At 58.8% G+C, this 15,497-nt stretch carries 14 protein-coding genes; 9 read left to right on the top strand and 5 right to left on the bottom strand.

Annotated features, from left to right (window positions below):
• Positions 1-4: 4 nt before the first annotated feature.
• Complete coding sequence (locus IC37_RS20140; protein WP_030131804.1) at positions 5-1,387, top strand: MFS transporter; 1,383 nt, start codon at positions 5-7, stop codon at positions 1,385-1,387.
• A gap of 60 nt (positions 1,388-1,447) precedes the next feature.
• Here the strand turns inward: IC37_RS20140 and IC37_RS20135 are convergent, their stop codons facing one another.
• From IC37_RS20135 to flgA, 4 genes are all read right to left on the bottom strand, one after another.
• Positions 1,448-2,194, bottom strand: coding sequence for a flagellar brake protein (locus IC37_RS20135; protein ID WP_030131805.1), 747 nt, complete (start codon positions 2,192-2,194; stop codon positions 1,448-1,450).
• A gap of 88 nt (positions 2,195-2,282) precedes the next feature.
• Positions 2,283-2,750, bottom strand: coding sequence for a flagella synthesis protein FlgN (locus IC37_RS20130; RefSeq protein WP_030131806.1), 468 nt, complete (start codon positions 2,748-2,750; stop codon positions 2,283-2,285).
• Between the two features lie 48 nt (positions 2,751-2,798).
• Positions 2,799-3,125, bottom strand: coding sequence for a flagellar biosynthesis anti-sigma factor FlgM (gene flgM / locus IC37_RS20125; protein WP_030131807.1), 327 nt, complete (start codon positions 3,123-3,125; stop codon positions 2,799-2,801).
• Between the two features lie 179 nt (positions 3,126-3,304).
• Entirely contained in the window at positions 3,305-4,066 is a 762-nt protein-coding gene (flgA, locus tag IC37_RS20120; RefSeq protein ID WP_030131808.1) for a flagellar basal body P-ring formation chaperone FlgA, read from the bottom strand.
• A gap of 82 nt (positions 4,067-4,148) precedes the next feature.
• Between flgA and IC37_RS20115 the strand changes: the two genes are divergently transcribed.
• The 6 genes from IC37_RS20115 to flgE all read left to right on the top strand — a co-directional run bounded on the left by IC37_RS20115 (position 4,149) and on the right by flgE (position 9,241).
• Positions 4,149-5,081 carry a chemotaxis protein CheV gene (locus IC37_RS20115; RefSeq protein ID WP_030131809.1) on the top strand — a complete coding sequence of 311 codons (933 nt, stop codon included), beginning with the start codon at positions 4,149-4,151 and terminating at the stop codon, positions 5,079-5,081.
• A 46-nt stretch (positions 5,082-5,127) separates the two neighbouring features.
• Complete coding sequence (gene cheR / locus IC37_RS20110; protein WP_030131810.1) at positions 5,128-5,955, top strand: protein-glutamate O-methyltransferase CheR; 828 nt, start codon at positions 5,128-5,130, stop codon at positions 5,953-5,955.
• A 369-nt stretch (positions 5,956-6,324) separates the two neighbouring features.
• Positions 6,325-6,732, top strand: a complete 408-nt coding sequence (gene flgB / locus IC37_RS20100) for a flagellar basal body rod protein FlgB (RefSeq protein WP_030131811.1) — start codon at positions 6,325-6,327, stop codon at positions 6,730-6,732.
• A 3-nt stretch (positions 6,733-6,735) separates the two neighbouring features.
• On the top strand, positions 6,736-7,179 hold the full coding sequence (flgC, locus tag IC37_RS20095) for a flagellar basal body rod protein FlgC (protein WP_007899122.1): 444 nt from the start codon (positions 6,736-6,738) through the stop codon (positions 7,177-7,179).
• A gap of 15 nt (positions 7,180-7,194) precedes the next feature.
• A complete protein-coding gene (flgD, locus tag IC37_RS20090; RefSeq protein ID WP_030131812.1) occupies positions 7,195-7,890 on the top strand; it encodes a flagellar hook assembly protein FlgD in 696 nt (231 codons plus the stop codon).
• Between the two features lie 31 nt (positions 7,891-7,921).
• A complete protein-coding gene (flgE, locus tag IC37_RS20085; RefSeq protein ID WP_030131813.1) occupies positions 7,922-9,241 on the top strand; it encodes a flagellar hook protein FlgE in 1,320 nt (439 codons plus the stop codon).
• A 218-nt stretch (positions 9,242-9,459) separates the two neighbouring features.
• On the opposite strand, the gene IC37_RS20080 is transcribed toward flgE, so the two are convergent.
• Complete coding sequence (locus IC37_RS20080) at positions 9,460-12,354, bottom strand: ribonucleoside-diphosphate reductase subunit alpha (RefSeq protein WP_030131814.1); 2,895 nt, start codon at positions 12,352-12,354, stop codon at positions 9,460-9,462.
• Positions 12,355-13,086: 732 nt separating this feature from the next.
• Here IC37_RS20080 and IC37_RS20075 point away from each other — a divergent pair.
• Both IC37_RS20075 and IC37_RS20070 read left to right on the top strand, forming a co-directional pair.
• Positions 13,087-13,809, top strand: coding sequence for a response regulator (locus tag IC37_RS20075; RefSeq protein WP_030131815.1), 723 nt, complete (start codon positions 13,087-13,089; stop codon positions 13,807-13,809).
• Positions 13,806-15,416 (top strand): ATP-binding protein, encoded by a 1,611-nt coding sequence (locus tag IC37_RS20070; RefSeq protein WP_030131816.1) that lies wholly within the window; start codon positions 13,806-13,808, stop codon positions 15,414-15,416. Before IC37_RS20075 ends, IC37_RS20070 begins: the two co-directional genes overlap by 4 nt.
• Positions 15,417-15,497 lie beyond the last annotated feature (81 nt).

Raw genomic sequence — 15,497 nt, 5'->3', positions numbered from 1 at the left:
GCCGATGCGCCAAATCTTGAAATCTTTTCGGGGGCTTTATTTCGCCTCGCTGATGATGTTGATCGGCTCGGGCCTGTTGAGTACTTACCTTGCCCTGCGCCTGGCGGCCGATAACGTCGACAGCCTGTGGGTCGGTGCGTTGATGGCGGCCAACTATTTCGGCCTGGTGTTGGGCGGCAAGATCGGCCACCGGTTGATTGCCCGGGTCGGGCATATTCGAGCTTATTCAGCCTGCGCCGGGATTGTCGGCGCGGCAGTGCTGGGCCATGGTTTGGTGGACTGGCTGCCCGCGTGGCTGTTTTTGCGGGTGATCGTCGGCCTGGGCATGATGTGCCAATACATGGTGATCGAAAGCTGGCTCAATGAGCAGGCAGAAGCCAAGCAGCGTGGCGTGGTGTTCAGCGGCTACATGATCGCCTCGTATCTGGGGTTGGTGTTGGGTCAACTGATTCTGGTCATGCACCCCGGCCTGGGCCTGGAACTGCTGATGCTGGTCGCTCTGTGTTTCGCCCTGTGCCTGGTGCCGGTGGCCCTGACGCGGCGGATTCACCCGGCGCCTTTGCACCCGGCGCCGATGGAACCACGGTTCTTCATCAAGCGCGTGCCGCAGTCACTGAGTACGGTGTTGGGTTCGGGTTTGATCGTCGGTTCGTTCTACGGTCTGGCGCCGCTGTATGCCTCGCAGCAAGGGCTGTCCACCGAACAGGTTGGTCTGTTCATGGGTAGCTGCATTTTTGCCGGCCTGGTGGTGCAGTGGCCGTTGGGTTGGCTGTCGGACCGCTATGACCGGGCGCTGTTGATCCGCTGCTTCGCGTTCAGCCTGGCGCTGGCTGCGTTGCCGCTGGCAATCATGCAGCAGGTGCCGCTGGAGGTGCTGTTCATCGCCGGGTTTTTCTGTTCGTTGGTGCAGTTCTGCCTGTACCCGTTGGCGGTGGCGTTCTCCAACGACCACGTAGAGGGTGATCGCCGGGTGTCGCTGACGGCGATGTTGCTGGTGACCTACGGTGTCGGCGCGAGTATCGGGCCGCTGGTGGCCGGGGTGCTGATGAAGTTGTTCGGCAGCCAGATGCTGTATGCCTTCTTCAGTTTCTTCGCCTTGGTGCTGGTGTGGCGAATCCGCCCGAAAGCCGTTACCAACCTGCATCAGGTGGACGATGCTCCGCTGCATCACGTGGCCATGCCGGACAGCATGTCGAGTTCGCCGCTGGTGGTTTGCCTTGACCCGCGTGTCGATGAGCAGGTGGTGCAGGATCAGATGCAGAATCCGGTCAACCCGGAGGCTGATTTCAATCCGGATGCCGAGCCCGAATCAGCGCCTGAAACAGATTCGGAACCAGAAGACCCTGACACGGCTCGTGAACAAAGCTTTACCGAAGCGAGGCCTTGATCAAGGCATAAAACGGGCAGTCACCGCAAGGGACTGCCCGTTTTTTACGGGAGTGGCGTATCAGAAGTCGTCTTTATCGAAGCGCCGCGCTTCGCGCTGAAGCTGATAGACGAACCGCTCGACCTGCCGTTGCACCAAGCCGCTCATGTTGTGAAAACGCACGCCGGCGAAGGTGGTGTTGATCTTCTCTTCGAAGTGCAGGTAACGCAGCTCGACGGGTGCCGTCATGCTGCCGAAGGGCAGGGCGGCGACGAAGCGGTCGTAGACCTGGCCCAGTTGCAGCCTGGCGGTGATGTCACCCTCGAAGCGTAACTTGCAGCCGGTGGCGGAGATGTCCAGCAGTTTGCCGTTGATGGGCGACTTGAGTTTGTCACCGCCCAGTTCGACATTCACCAGTTGCGCCAGCTTCAACGCGGCGCGGAAAGCATTGCGGCGCTGGTGGTAAACCACCTCATCGGGCAGCGTGCCACGGTAGCAGCGGCCATCGCCGGATTCGTCGATGGTCAGCTGACCATTGCTTTCCCAAGCGATGCGTACGCCTTCGTGGAAGCCTTCGACCTTGAACGGTTCGCCGGCCAACAGAAAGCGTTCGCCATCGCGCGGGATCATTTCGTCCAGGGCAATCATGTTGCTGTCACGGTCGACGTCCACCAGATAACTCTGGAAGCGCTGGCTGCGCTCATGGAACGTGATGATCAGCGGGTCATGGCTGTCTTGCAGCTGACGCAGATTGCTGGAGATTTCCAGGGGCGTGGTGAGCACCTTGGGTGGCTGCGGAGCATCTTCCGCGCTTAAGGCATTGAACACGGGGTATCAATCTCCAGACAAATATGACTACTTGCCAGCATTCTGCCAGCATGTTTCGCGTCTTGATAGAGCGCGCTCATTGAAAGGCTCAAGCCTGACTGAGCGGGCGTGGTTTTGCGAGCCTGGAGGTTGAACCGCGGGCATCGTAGAGCGCTGGCGGCTCGCCGCCGGTGAGGATTTTCAGCTGGTTGGCCGTGGCGGCCTGCTGTACCAGAATCGACTGGCCATTGTTGGCATTGGTGGCCTGGCACCGGGCCAGAAGGTCAGTCAGTACGTCGCTCTGTGCCAGCAACTGATCGCCAATGCTCGAATGGCTGGCAAGTTGCTCCAGGCCCTGGCGATTGGTCGGCAGGTTGAGGCTGGCGAGGATTTCACTGCGCTTGCGGCCATGCTGTTCGAGCAAAATGATCAATGCCTGTTTCTGCGCCAGAATGTCTTCGAGCAGCGGCATGTCGCGACCGTGCAGCGCGAGGGACTCGGTTTGCAGGAGCTCTAGCAGGTGTTGCGCCGGGGCAAAGTCGTCGATGATCAGTTGCAGTAAATTAGTGTCGTGCATGGCTGGCCTTGGGTTTTAAGCGTCCAAAAGCCTGGCGCGGGCGGTGGCCTAGCGCTGGGCTTCGAAGTTGAGCAGTTTGCTGGCTACACGGTTGCTGTCGACTTTATAGCTGCCATCGGCAATCGCTGCTTTCAACTCGGCCACGCGGGCGTTGTCGACGGCAGGCTGATCGCGCAGCTTGTCAGTGACCTTCTGCAACTGTTGAGCCTCATCGCTGAGGTGTACCGATTCCCCGCTTTTGGTGGTACTGGCCTGTTCGGCCGGGGTATTCAGCGGCGCGGATTGGCCGGTTTCGGCGGTTTCCTTCGCGGCGCTGGTACGTGTACTGCCCGTAAGTGACGAGGAGCTGTTTAAACGACTGAAATCGATGACCATGACAAAAAACCTCTGGGTATTTGGACGCTTGCCATGTTTTCGGCTCTCTCCCGGAAAACTTTAGGCCCATTTATCAATGAGCGCGCATGCGCCAGCGCGCGTCCTGCATGCGGCACAGTTTAGGCAACAGCCGAGTGGCGCGCCATATCTTCGGGGGGCCGAGAGCCCTGCATGGCCGCTTACATAGAAACTTCCACCTGGCCGGGCGCGGTGACTTGCGCCTTGATGACCCGCTGGGAGTTAAGGTTTTTCACACGAATCTGTTCGCTCATGCCGCCGTTGGACAGCGCTTCACCCGGCATACGCACACTGAGCGTACCACTGCGGGCGGTAATCACCACCTGATCGCCCTTGCGAATCACTTCCGCCTGTTCAAGGTGCACCAGGGTAATGATCTGATCAGCGACCATTGGTCGGGTAAGTTTTTGTCCGATCGCCTGATCGACGGAGGTCAGAAAGCCCTGATTTATCAGACTGATATCGCGCTCGCGCAGGGTCACGTCCTGAGGCTCGATAATCCCGGTGCGCTTGAGGGGGCGGGTGGTGGTCACGATGTCGCGAAACAGCCGTACTTGAGCGGGTACGAAGACTGTCCAGGGGGAGGCGCTGTCGCAGCGAACCTTGACCGTGACTCGGCCCAGAGGCCTCGCCGGGCTCTCGAGGGTGGCTGTCAATTCCTTGTCGCACATAGGCATGCGCAGGCGCGGATCAAGCTGGTTGACCTCGATCTCGTAGCGTCCTTGCGTTTGACTCGTGGCCAAATAGTCTTCTACGGTGAATTCAAGAAAGCCCTGAGTGACGCCGATAAGCATGTCAGGCAAGGTAACCGCGTCAGCAAGGGCAGGGCTGCCAGCGTTGAACAGGCAAACGGCCGACATCGCACAAAGTAATCTGCGGGAGGTTGATGCAAGGCGTCGGAAAAATGTCGGTTCTGTGTTCATAAGAGTTAAAAAGCAAGCGCCGTGCCGTTTAGTGATGAATGTGCGTCGCAACACACTTAGCGTTGGTAGTAGGAGTCTGGGCATGGCTGGTGTAATGGATTCGGTGAACCAGCGCACGCAACTGGTAGGGCAGAATCGCCTTGAGCTGTTGTTGTTCCGTCTCGACGGCCAGCAGCTGTATGGGATCAACGTGTTCAAGGTTCGCGAGGTGCTGCAATGCCCCAAGCTGACCCTGATGCCCAAGTCCAGTCCTGTCGTGTGCGGTGTGGCGAATATTCGGGGGGCGACCATTCCGATTCTGGATCTGGCGATGGCGACCGGTGCCGGTGCGTTGAAAGATCAGAGCAATCCCTTCGTGATCATCACGGAGTACAACACCAAGACACAGGGTTTCCTGGTTCGGTCGGTGGAGCGCATCGTCAACATGAACTGGGAGGAGATTCATCCGCCACCCAAGGGCACAGGGCGCGATCACTACCTGACGGCGGTGACTCGGGTCGACAATCAGTTAGTCGAAATCATCGACGTCGAGAAGGTGCTGGCGGAAGTGGCGCCGACACCGGAAGCCATTTCGGTGGGCGTGGTGGATGTCGAGACTCAGCACAAGGCGTTGTCCTTGCGCGTGCTGACGGTCGATGACTCATCGGTGGCGCGCAAGCAGGTGACCCGTTGCCTGCAAACGATCGGCGTCGAAGTGGTGGCGTTGAACGACGGCCGGCAAGCGCTGGACTACCTGCGCAAGCTGGTCGACGAGGGCAAGAAGCCGGAAGACGAGTTCCTGATGATGATCTCCGACATCGAGATGCCGGAGATGGACGGGTACACCCTGACAGCCGAGATCCGCGCCGACCCGCGCATGCAAAAGCTTCATATCATCCTGCACACTTCGTTGTCGGGCGTGTTCAATCAGGCGATGGTCAAGAAAGTCGGTGCCGATGACTTCCTGGCCAAGTTCCGTCCTGATGACCTGGCATCCCGGGTAGTCGACCGGATCAAAGCAGCAGATATCAGCTAGGGGCGCTTTGCCCTTGGCGGTTAACACGATTTAAGAGGCTGCATCATTGTCTACGGGTAATTTGGATTTCGAACAGTTCCGGGTCTTCCTGGAAAAAGCCTGTGGCATTTTGCTCGGTGAAAACAAGCAATACCTGGTCTCGAGCCGTCTCAACAAACTGATGGAACAGCAAGGCATCAAATCGCTGGGGGAGCTGGTTCAGCGCATCCAGACCCAGCCGCGCAGCGGTTTGCGCGAGATGGTGGTGGATGCCATGACCACCAACGAAACCCTGTGGTTTCGTGACACCTATCCGTTTGAGGTCTTGAAGAACAAGGTATTGCCTGAAGCGATCAAGGCCAGCCCCGGCCAGCGCCTGCGGATCTGGTCGGCAGCGTGTTCGTCGGGCCAGGAACCGTATTCGCTGTCGATGTCCATCGATGAGTTCGAGCGGGTCAACATGGGGCAGTTGAAGATGGGTGTGCAGATCGTTGCCACGGATCTGTCCGGCACCATGCTGACCAACTGCAAGACCGGCGAGTACGACAGCCTGGCCATCGGCCGCGGTCTGTCGCCCGAGCGCCTTCAGCGTTACTTCGACCCGAAAGGGCCGGGACGTTGGGCCATCAAGGCACCGATCAAGAGTCGGGTGGAATTTCGCTCGTTCAACCTGCTGGACAGCTACGCGAGCCTGGGCAAGTTCGACATCGTGTTCTGCCGCAACGTGCTGATCTACTTCTCCGCCGAGGTGAAGAAAGACATCCTGTTGCGCATTCACAGCACGCTGAAGCCGGGTGGTTATCTGTTCCTTGGCGCGTCCGAAGCGTTGAACGGTTTGCCGGATCATTACCAGATGGTCCAGTGCAGCCCGGGGATCATTTACAAGGCGAAGTGATTCGTTGGCGTCACCAAAAAACGGGAGTCCTTAGGGGCTCCCGTTTTTTTGTGCCTGCCAAATTCCTTCGACTTCACCTCAATCCCCTGTGGGAGCGGGCTTGCTCGCGAAAGCGGTGTGCCAGTCAAAGCTGATGTCGACTGACACGACGCCTTCGCGAGCAAGCCCGCTCCCACAAGGGGGAGATGGTGTTCTTTCGACCGTGATAAGCGGCAGAAAAGCGGCAGGCGGCGGAAATCGGTTGCCGCTTTTCTGGCATTGCCGCCTTGCCCCTGCCCGCAAAGCCCCGGTTTACGGGCTTTTTTTAATTGGCACGGCGCTTGCTATATCCATCGTACGAAAAATCAGGTCACCCGAAGGTTTCCCGGCATGAGCATCAGCTTCGATAAAGCGCTCGGTATCCACGAACAAGCCCTGGGCTTCCGCGCTCAGCGTGCCGAAGTCCTGGCCAACAACATCGCCAACGCCGACACCCCGAACTACAAGGCTCGGGATCTGGACTTCTCGAAAGTGCTCGCCGAGCAAAACGAGAAAACCAAAAACGGCAAGTTCGCCTTGAACATGACCAACAGCCGTCACATCGAATCTGAAGGCCTGGGCAATGGCGACGAGTCGCTGATGTATCGCACACCGATGCAACCGTCGATCGACCAGAACACCGTGGACGCCCAGCTTGAACAGTCGAACTACGCGGAAAACGCGGTCAACTTTCAGGCCAGCTTCACCCTGCTCAACAGTAAATTCAAAGGGCTGGTATCAGCCCTGCGCGGAGAGTAATCCATGTCTCTATCCAGTGTTTTCAACATTGCCGGTAGCGGCATGAGTGCGCAAACCACGCGCCTGAACACCGTGGCCTCGAACATCGCCAACGCCGAGACCGTCTCGTCGAGCATCGACCAGACCTACCGTGCCCGTCACCCGGTGTTCGCCACCATGTTCCAGGGCGGCCAGAGCGGCGGCAGCGATTCGCTGTTCCAGAACCAGGACGCCGCCGGTCAAGGCGTGCAAGTGCTGGGCGTGGTCGAAGACCAGAGCAACCTTGAAGCGCGCTACGAGCCGAACCATCCGGCCGCCGATGGCAAGGGCTACGTCTACTACCCGAACGTCAACGTCGTCGAAGAAATGGCCGACATGATTTCCGCGAGCCGTTCGTTCCAGACCAACGCCGAAATGATGAACACCGCCAAAACCATGATGCAGAAGGTCCTGACCCTCGGTCAGTGATAAGGGGCGATTCATATGAGCGTTATTAGCGATGTTCTGGCCAACTCTTCGGTCACGGCCACTACCTCTACGACCACTGACAGCCTGACCTCGGCCGCTACCGGCGGCCAGGAACTGGGCAAGGACGCGTTCCTGCAACTGCTGGTGACTCAGCTGAAAAACCAGAACCCGCTCGATCCTCAGGACAACAGCGAGTTCGTGGCACAGCTGGCGCAGTTCAGTAGCCTGGAAGGCATCACCACGCTGAACGACACGGTGACCGGCCTTGCCAGCAGCTACAACTCGTCGCAAGCCTTGCAGGCTTCTTCGCTGGTGGGTCGTTCGGTCATCGCGCAGACCGACAAAGCCGTGGTCGACACCTCCAAAAGCCTCAACGGGACCGTCGTGGTGCCAACCTCGGTTTCCGCCGCCACCGTCAAGATCACCAACTTGGAAGGCAAGACCATCCGTACTCTCGAGATGGGCAGTCAAAGTGCTGGTAACGCCAGTTTCATCTGGGACGGCAAGGACGATGCGGGCGCGGTGGCACCGGCGGGTACCTACACCTTCGGCGCGACGACCACCATCGACGGCACGAACACCTCACTGATTACGTACCTGCCGGCAACGGTCAACAGCGTGACCATCAGCCAGACCGGCGGTGAGTTGATGCTGAACCTGGCTGGCCTGGGCAGCGTTGCCCTGTCCAAAGTAGAAACCATTGGTATATAGAGCCGACTAACCCGGCACAAAGGAGTGGAATATGTCTTTCAATATCGGCCTTAGCGGTCTCTATGCAGCCAACAAACAACTGGACGTGACCGGAAACAACATCGCCAACGTCGCAACCACCGGTTTCAAATCGTCCCGTGCAGAATTCGAAGACGTGTACTCGGCCACTCGCCTGGGTACCGGCAGCAAGACCATCGGTAACGGCGTGCGTCTGGCCAACGTCTCCCAGCAGTTCAGCCAGGGCGATGTGAACAACACCGGCAACGTGCTGGACATGGGCATCCAGGGCGGCGGTTTCTTCATCCTCAGCGACAACGGTTCCCTGAGCTACACCCGTGCCGGTGCGTTCAAGACCGATGCCGAAAACTATGTGGTCGATAACAACGGCAACCGTTTGCAAGGTTATGGCGTCGACTCCAACGGCAAGATCATCAACGGCGTGTTGACTGATTTGAAGATTGATACGTCGGCTCTCAAGCCGAACGCGACCACCAGAGTCGATCAGACGATGAACCTGAATTCGGCTGAAGATTTGCCGACCGTGACGACGTTCAGCCCGACCGATACCAACAGCTACAACAAGACCATTTCCACCAAGGTCTATGACACCCAGGGTAATGAACACACCATGGATCAGTATTACGTCAAGACGGACGTAAACGCATGGACGATTTATACCTACATGGATGGTCGCACGCCGAGCGATCCGGCTAGCACCACCCTGACGCCTAGCGAGGCAGATATTACCTTCAATTCCGACGGTAGCATCGACACGATTACCGCAGGGACAGGCTGGACGCTAGGTACAGACGGTACCACCTTGACCATGGACGACTGGATCCCCGGCGTTATCACTGACGCCACAACGACCCCTGTGACCTGGGGCCCGAATGGTTCCGATGCAGCTGCTGACGGTATCGCCTTCAACATGGCGCTGACCACGTCCTATAACTCGGCAACCACTCGTACCGCCCAATACCAGGACGGCTACGCCACCGGCCAGATCTCCAGCCTGACCATCGACGCCAGCGGCGTCATGACTGCCAACTTCAGCAACCAGCAAACCAAGGCCATCGGTCAGGTTGCGGTAGCCAGCTTCGCCAACGAGCAAGGTTTGCAGCCAGTGGGCGGTACTCGCTGGAAAGAAACCTTTTCCTCGGGTGTGGCGGGTGTCGATGCGCCGGAGACCGGTACGCTGGGTTCGATCGTGTCCAACTCTCTGGAAGAGTCCAACGTCAACCTGACCAACGAATTGGTCGAGCTGATCAAGGCGCAGAGCAACTATCAGGCGAACGCCAAGACCATCTCCACCCAGAGCACCATCATGCAGACCATCATTCAGATGACCTGATGCTGGTTAGCGGATAGCGCTTCACAAAGAGCCCCTCGCAAGAGGGGCTTTTTTATGGCCTGGATTTGTCTCAGGCACTGACATCGTGGTTGTCTGTATTGGCCTCATCGCGAGCAGCTGGGACCACATTTCTCAAGGCAAAAGAAAACCCCCGACCAATCCAGAGGACTGATCGGGGGTTGTCGAGGTAAGCGCCTTTCAGCGCTCACCCGCTCAGCTTATTGGCAAGCTTCGCAATCCGGCTCGTCGATGGCGCAAGCCTTCGGCACTGGAGCTGGACCGGCCGGAGCGGCCAGGACTGAATCGTCACCGTGGTTGCCGCCGCTGGAAACAGCGTTCAGCTTACCGGTGTTGATGGTCGACTTCTCGGTGCTGGTCGCGGCCAGGGCACGGAGGTAGTAAGTGGTTTTCAGACCACGGTACCAGGCCATGCGATAGGTCACGTCCAGCTTCTTGCCCGAAGCGCCAGCGATGTACAGGTTCAGGGACTGAGCCTGGTCGATCCACTTCTGACGACGGCTTGCCGCGTCAACGATCCACTTGGTGTCCACTTCGAACGCCGTCGCGTAGAGCTCCTTGAGTTCTTGCGGGATGCGCTCGATCTGCTGTACCGAACCGTCGTAGTACTTCAGGTCGTTGATCATGACCGAGTCCCACAGACCGCGAGCTTTCAGGTCGCGAACCAGGTACGGGTTGATCACGGTGAATTCGCCCGACAGGTTCGATTTCACATAGAGGTTCTGGTAAGTCGGTTCGATCGACTGCGACACGCCAGTGATGTTGGCGATGGTCGCGGTCGGTGCGATGGCCATGATGTTGGAGTTACGAATGCCTTTCTGCACACGGGCGCGAACCGGTGCCCAGTCCAGGGTTTCGTTCAGGTCGACGTCGATGTACTGCTGACCACGTTGCTCGATCAGGATCTGTTGCGAATCCAGCGGCAGGATGCCTTTGGACCACAGCGAACCCTGGAACGTCTCGTAGGCGCCGCGCTCGTCAGCCAGGTCGCAGGAAGCCTGGATCGCGTAGTAGCTGACCGCTTCCATCGACTTGTCGGCGAACTCGACGGCAGCGTCGGAACCGTAAGGGATGTGCTGCAGGTACAAAGCGTCCTGGAAGCCCATGATGCCCAGACCGACCGGACGGTGCTTGAAGTTGGAGTTCTTCGCTTGTGGCACCGAGTAGTAGTTGATGTCGATAACGTTATCGAGCATGCGCACGGCGGTGTTCACGGTGCGTTCCAGCTTGGCGGTGTCCAGCTTGCCGTCGACGATGTGGTTCGGCAGGTTGATCGAGCCCAGGTTGCAAACGGCGATTTCGTCCTTGTTGGTGTTCAAGGTGATCTCGGTGCACAGGTTCGAGCTGTGAACCACGCCCACGTGCTGCTGCGGGCTGCGCAGGTTGCACGGGTCTTTGAAGGTCAGCCATGGGTGGCCGGTTTCAAACAGCATCGACAGCATTTTGCGCCACAGGTCTTTGGCCTGAATGGTCTTGAACAGCTTGATCTTGCCTGGGTACTGGGACAGGGCTTCGTAGTACTCGTAACGCTCTTCGAAAGCCTTGCCGGTCAGGTCGTGCAGGTCCGGAACTTCGGATGGCGAGAACAGGGTCCACGGGCCGTCATCGAAGACGCGCTTCATGAACAGGTCAGGGATCCAGTTGGCGGTGTTCATGTCGTGGGTACGACGACGGTCATCACCGGTGTTCTTGCGGAGTTCGATGAACTCCTCGATGTCCATGTGCCAGGTTTCCAGGTAAGCACAGACAGCGCCTTTGCGCTTGCCACCCTGGTTAACGGCGACGGCGGTGTCGTTCACTACTTTCAGGAACGGTACAACGCCCTGGGATTTGCCGTTGGTGCCCTTGATGTACGAACCCAGCGCACGAACCGGCGTCCAGTCATTGCCCAGGCCGCCAGCGAATTTCGACAACATGGCGTTGTCGTGGATCGCGTGGTAGATGCCCGACAGGTCATCCGGCACGGTGGTCAGGTAGCAGCTCGACAGCTGTGGACGCAGGGTGCCGGCGTTGAACAGGGTCGGAGTCGAAGACATGTAGTCGAAGGACGACAACAGGTTGTAGAACTCGATCGCACGGTCTTCTTTGTTCTTCTCTTCGATTGCCAGGCCCATGGCCACGCGCATGAAGAAAATCTGCGGCAGTTCGAAGCGGATACCGTCCTTGTGGATGAAGTAACGGTCGTACAGGGTTTGCAGGCCCAGGTACGTGAACTGCTGATCGCGCTCGTGGTTGATCGCCTTGCCGAGTTTTTCCAGGTCGAAGGACGCCAGAACCGGGTTCAGCAATTCGAATTCGATACCTTTGGCGATGTACGCCGGCAGCGCCTTGGCGTACAGGTCGACCATTTCGTGGTGAGTCGCGCTCTCGGCGACGCCCAGGAAGTTCAGACCTTCGGCACGCAGGGTGTCCATCAGCAGGCGGGCGGTCACGAACGAGTAGTTCGGCTCACGCTCGACCAGCGTACGGGCGGTCATCACCAGAGCGGTGTTGACGTCGGTCAGGGCCACGCCGTCGTACAGGTTCTTCAGGGTTTCGCGCTGGATCAGGTCGCCGTCAACTTCTGCAAGACCTTCGCACGCTTCGGTGACGATGGTGTTCAGGCGACCCATGTCCAGAGGTGCAAGGCTGCCATCAGCGCGGGTGATGCGGATCGACGGGTGAGCCTGTACCGCTGCTTCGACCGGTGCGTGGGCGGCGCGCTCTTTCGAACGACCGTCACGGTAGATCACGTAGTCGCGCGCCACTTTCTGCTCGCCGGCACGCATCAGCGCCAGTTCGACCTGGTCCTGGATTTCTTCGATGTGGATGGTGCCGCCCGATGGCATGCGACGCTTGAAGGTTGCGGTGACTTGTTCGGTCAGGCGGGCAACGGTGTCGTGGATGCGCGACGAAGCGGCAGCGGTGCCGCCCTCAACTGCAAGAAACGCTTTGGTGATGGCGACGGTGATTTTGTCATCGGTGTAAGGAACGACAGTCCCGTTACGCTTGATCACGCGCAGCTGGCCAGGCGCGGTGGCGGACAGATCCGAATTCGAATCGGCGGCCTGCGGCAAGGTGCCCTGCGGGTTCTCGCGAGTTGTGTCGGTTTGCATGGGTGTCTCCACGTTCTCTATGTTTGTTTGGGCACCATCACGGTGCCCACCGTTCCGTCCTGAAGCACTACAACCGGCGAGCGCCGGGCATAACGACTTCGGGACAGTAGGAAGAAGGCCATTGATGCCGCTTCCATGCCGAAGTCTTTGGTTTCACGCGCTGGGCCTGAAACCGGAGTTCCTTCGGGGCGACAGTTCTGGACTGCAACACCCGTACCGTTTTCGCCATTCAGATCTGAAAAACGGTCGCCATCCGCAGGTGCGGTTTGGTCTTTCGAAAATACGTTTGGTTCAACCAGAAAGAGGCAATAAAAGCGCTTGAGTTTCTGGTCTGAATTGTGTTTGGTTTTTTTGCGAAAAACCCTACATGTAGGGTTTTTTTAGCGCCGAGGTACAAGATAATGCGTTTTAGGGGGGGATTGCAACGTACTACCTGTGGATAAACCTGTGCGTAAATTGTGTGTGAAAGGTGGAACGAGCGTGTAAGCCGCGACGCTGCGGGATCGGACCTTTTTTCATCGATTTTCAAAGATCGAAAACGCCCGGCCGGATTTTTAAGGGCGCGAACCCTATCACAAAAAACCGTTGTATCCGAACGTATTTACCGGCTTGTGTTCCAGGCGTGCGACGTTTATACAATCGGCCAGTGCAGATGCATTCTTATCCTCCCCAATCATTACAAAAAGATGGGCGGATCCTTCCTTATCAGTGGTGTTGGCAGCAGAGGTCATCGTGGAGCAAGAAGCCTGGCAGGTATTGATTGTCGAAGACGACCAGCGTCTGGCCGAACTGACCCGCGATTACCTGGAAGCCAACGGCCTGCGCGTGTCGATCGAGGGCAACGGCGCCCTCGCCGCGGCACGCATCATCAAGGAAAAACCGGACCTGGTGATCCTCGACCTGATGCTCCCGGGCGAAGATGGCTTGAGCATTTGCCGCAAGGTTCGCGACAAGTATGACGGCCCGATCCTGATGCTCACCGCGCGCACCGATGACACCGATCAAATCCTCGGCCTCGACCTGGGCGCCGACGACTACGTGTGCAAACCGGTTCGCCCACGCCTGCTGCTGGCGCGCATCCAGGCCTTGTTGCGGCGCAGTGAAGCCCCTGAAACCGCTCCGGAAAAACAACGGCGCCTGCAGTTCGGTCCGCTGGTGGTGGACAACGCGTTGCGCGAGGCCTGGCTGCATGACAAAGGCATCGAGTTGACCAGTGCCGAGTTCGATTTGCTCTGGCTGCTGGTGGCCAACGCCGGGCGCATTCTGTCTCGCGAAGAAATATTCACCGCGCTGCGCGGTATCGGTTATGACGGCCAGGACCGTTCCATCGACGTGCGCATTTCGCGCATCCGCCCCAAGATCGGCGATGACCCGGAGCATCCGCGGCTGATCAAAACCATCCGCAGCAAAGGCTATCTGTTCGTTCCCGAAGCCTGCGCAGACTTGTCGTTGTGAACTCGATCTTCCTGCGCATTTATGGCGGCATGTGCGCGGCGCTGATTCTGGTGGCCGTGCTCGGCGTACTGGCCTTGCACTTGCTTAATCAGGTGCGTAGCGAGCAGTACCGTGAGCGCCTGGCCCACGGCACGTTCTCGTTGATGGCCGACAACCTGCAACCGATGAACGAAACCGAGCGCCATCGGGCCTTGCTGGTGTGGGAGCGCTTGCTCGGGATTCCGTTGGCGCTAAAGACGTTCCCCCAGACTGACCTCGACCTGACCCAGCGCACCCGCGTGCTGCGCGGTCAGGCACTGGTGGAGCAGACCGGCCCGCACGCGGCAAAGGTTTACCGTTTGGTCAGCGACAAGGAACAACTGGTGCTCACGGGGGAAGTCCAGCAGATCAGCGAACAACTGGCGCGGGCGACCATTTATCTGCTGGCCGATGAACTGGTGCGCTACCCAGTGGCCGAGCAGCCCAAACGTCTGGCGCAGTTAAAGGAAGAGAAGGGTTTCGGCTTTGATCTGCAATTGGTCACGGTCGATCAGGCTGACATGGACGAAGACCAGAGCCGCCGCGTGTCCGAAGGCGACACGGTAATGGCGTTGGGCAAGGGCGGTGATTCGATCCGGGTGTTTGCCGGCATGGTCGGTACGCCGTGGGTGCTGGAAATCGGCCCGCTGTATCAGATGAATCCTTACCCGCCCGAGTGGCTGGTGCTGATCGCGGCCCTTGGCCTGAGCCTGATCGGTTTGATTGTCTATCTGTTGGTGCGTCAACTCGAACGCCGTTTGCGCGGGCTGGAAGCCGCCGCCACACGGATCGCCCAGGGCAGTCTGGAAACCCGCGTGCCGGCACGCGGCGCGGACTCGGTGGGGCGCCTGGCCTCGGCGTTCAACGGCATGGCCGAGCACTTGCAGCAATTGTTGGCGATTCAGCGAGAACTGGTGCGTGCCGTGTCTCATGAACTGCGCACACCGGTCGCGCGTTTGCGTTTTGGTCTGGAGATGATCGGTTCGGCCACCACGCCTGAGTCGCTGGAGAAGTACCGCGAAGGGATGGACCACGACATTGAGGACCTTGATCGGCTAGTCGACGAGATGCTCACCTATGCCCGTCTGGAACAGGGCTCACCGGCACTGAATTTTCAACGCATCGATCTGGATGCGTTGGTCAATCAGGTGATCGAAGAACTGGCGCCACTGCGCGCCGAGATCACGGTGCAGCGCGGCTTGTGCCTGTCGGCCGCCGATTGCGACGGCGCCTGGGTCGAGGCCGAGCCGCGCTACTTGCACCGGGCGTTGCAGAACCTGGTGAGCAACGCCATGCGCCACGCTCATTCACGGGTGACCGTCAGTTATCAGGTGGGGCAGCAGCGCTGTCGGGTGGATGTCGAGGATGACGGGCCGGGCGTACCTGAAACGGCCTGGGAGAAAATCTTCACCCCGTTCCTGCGCCTCGATGACAGCCGCACCCGCGCCTCGGGCGGGCACGGGTTGGGGTTGTCGATCGTGCGGCGAATTATCCATTGGCATGACGGGCGAGCGCTGATCGGCAAGAGCAAAAACCTGGGGGGAGCCTGTTTCAGTTTGAGCTGGCCGAGGAATCAGGAGCGGCGTTGAGATTTGCGGTGAATGATCCACCGCTTTCGCGAGCAAGCTGATCTGGTCCAGTAATTTTGGACATTATTTTCGGTTCTCACG

Origin of the sequence: Pseudomonas sp. QTF5 (assembly GCF_000512695.2) — a bacterium.
In the GTDB taxonomy this organism is placed as follows: Bacteria; Pseudomonadota; Gammaproteobacteria; order Pseudomonadales; family Pseudomonadaceae; genus Aquipseudomonas.
The sequence above is the reverse complement of the archived record's forward strand: the minus strand, read 5'-3'. Positions and strand labels throughout refer to the sequence as shown.

Bases quoted from the DNA above. Each gene is read 5' to 3' on its own strand.
- IC37_RS20140 (WP_030131804.1), top strand. From the start codon at position 5: ATGCGCCAAATCTTGAAATCTTTTCGGGGGCTTTATTTCGCCTCGCTG.
- IC37_RS20130 (WP_030131806.1), bottom strand. From the start codon at position 2,750: ATGCACGACACTAATTTACTGCAACTGATCATCGACGACTTTGCCCCG.
- flgM (WP_030131807.1), bottom strand. From the start codon at position 3,125: ATGGTCATCGATTTCAGTCGTTTAAACAGCTCCTCGTCACTTACGGGC.
- flgA (WP_030131808.1), bottom strand. From the start codon at position 4,066: ATGAACACAGAACCGACATTTTTCCGACGCCTTGCATCAACCTCCCGC.
- IC37_RS20115 (WP_030131809.1), top strand. From the start codon at position 4,149: ATGGCTGGTGTAATGGATTCGGTGAACCAGCGCACGCAACTGGTAGGG.
- flgB (WP_030131811.1), top strand. From the start codon at position 6,325: ATGAGCATCAGCTTCGATAAAGCGCTCGGTATCCACGAACAAGCCCTG.
- flgC (WP_007899122.1), top strand. From the start codon at position 6,736: ATGTCTCTATCCAGTGTTTTCAACATTGCCGGTAGCGGCATGAGTGCG.
- flgD (WP_030131812.1), top strand. From the start codon at position 7,195: ATGAGCGTTATTAGCGATGTTCTGGCCAACTCTTCGGTCACGGCCACT.
- flgE (WP_030131813.1), top strand. From the start codon at position 7,922: ATGTCTTTCAATATCGGCCTTAGCGGTCTCTATGCAGCCAACAAACAA.
- IC37_RS20080 (WP_030131814.1), bottom strand. From the start codon at position 12,354: ATGCAAACCGACACAACTCGCGAGAACCCGCAGGGCACCTTGCCGCAG.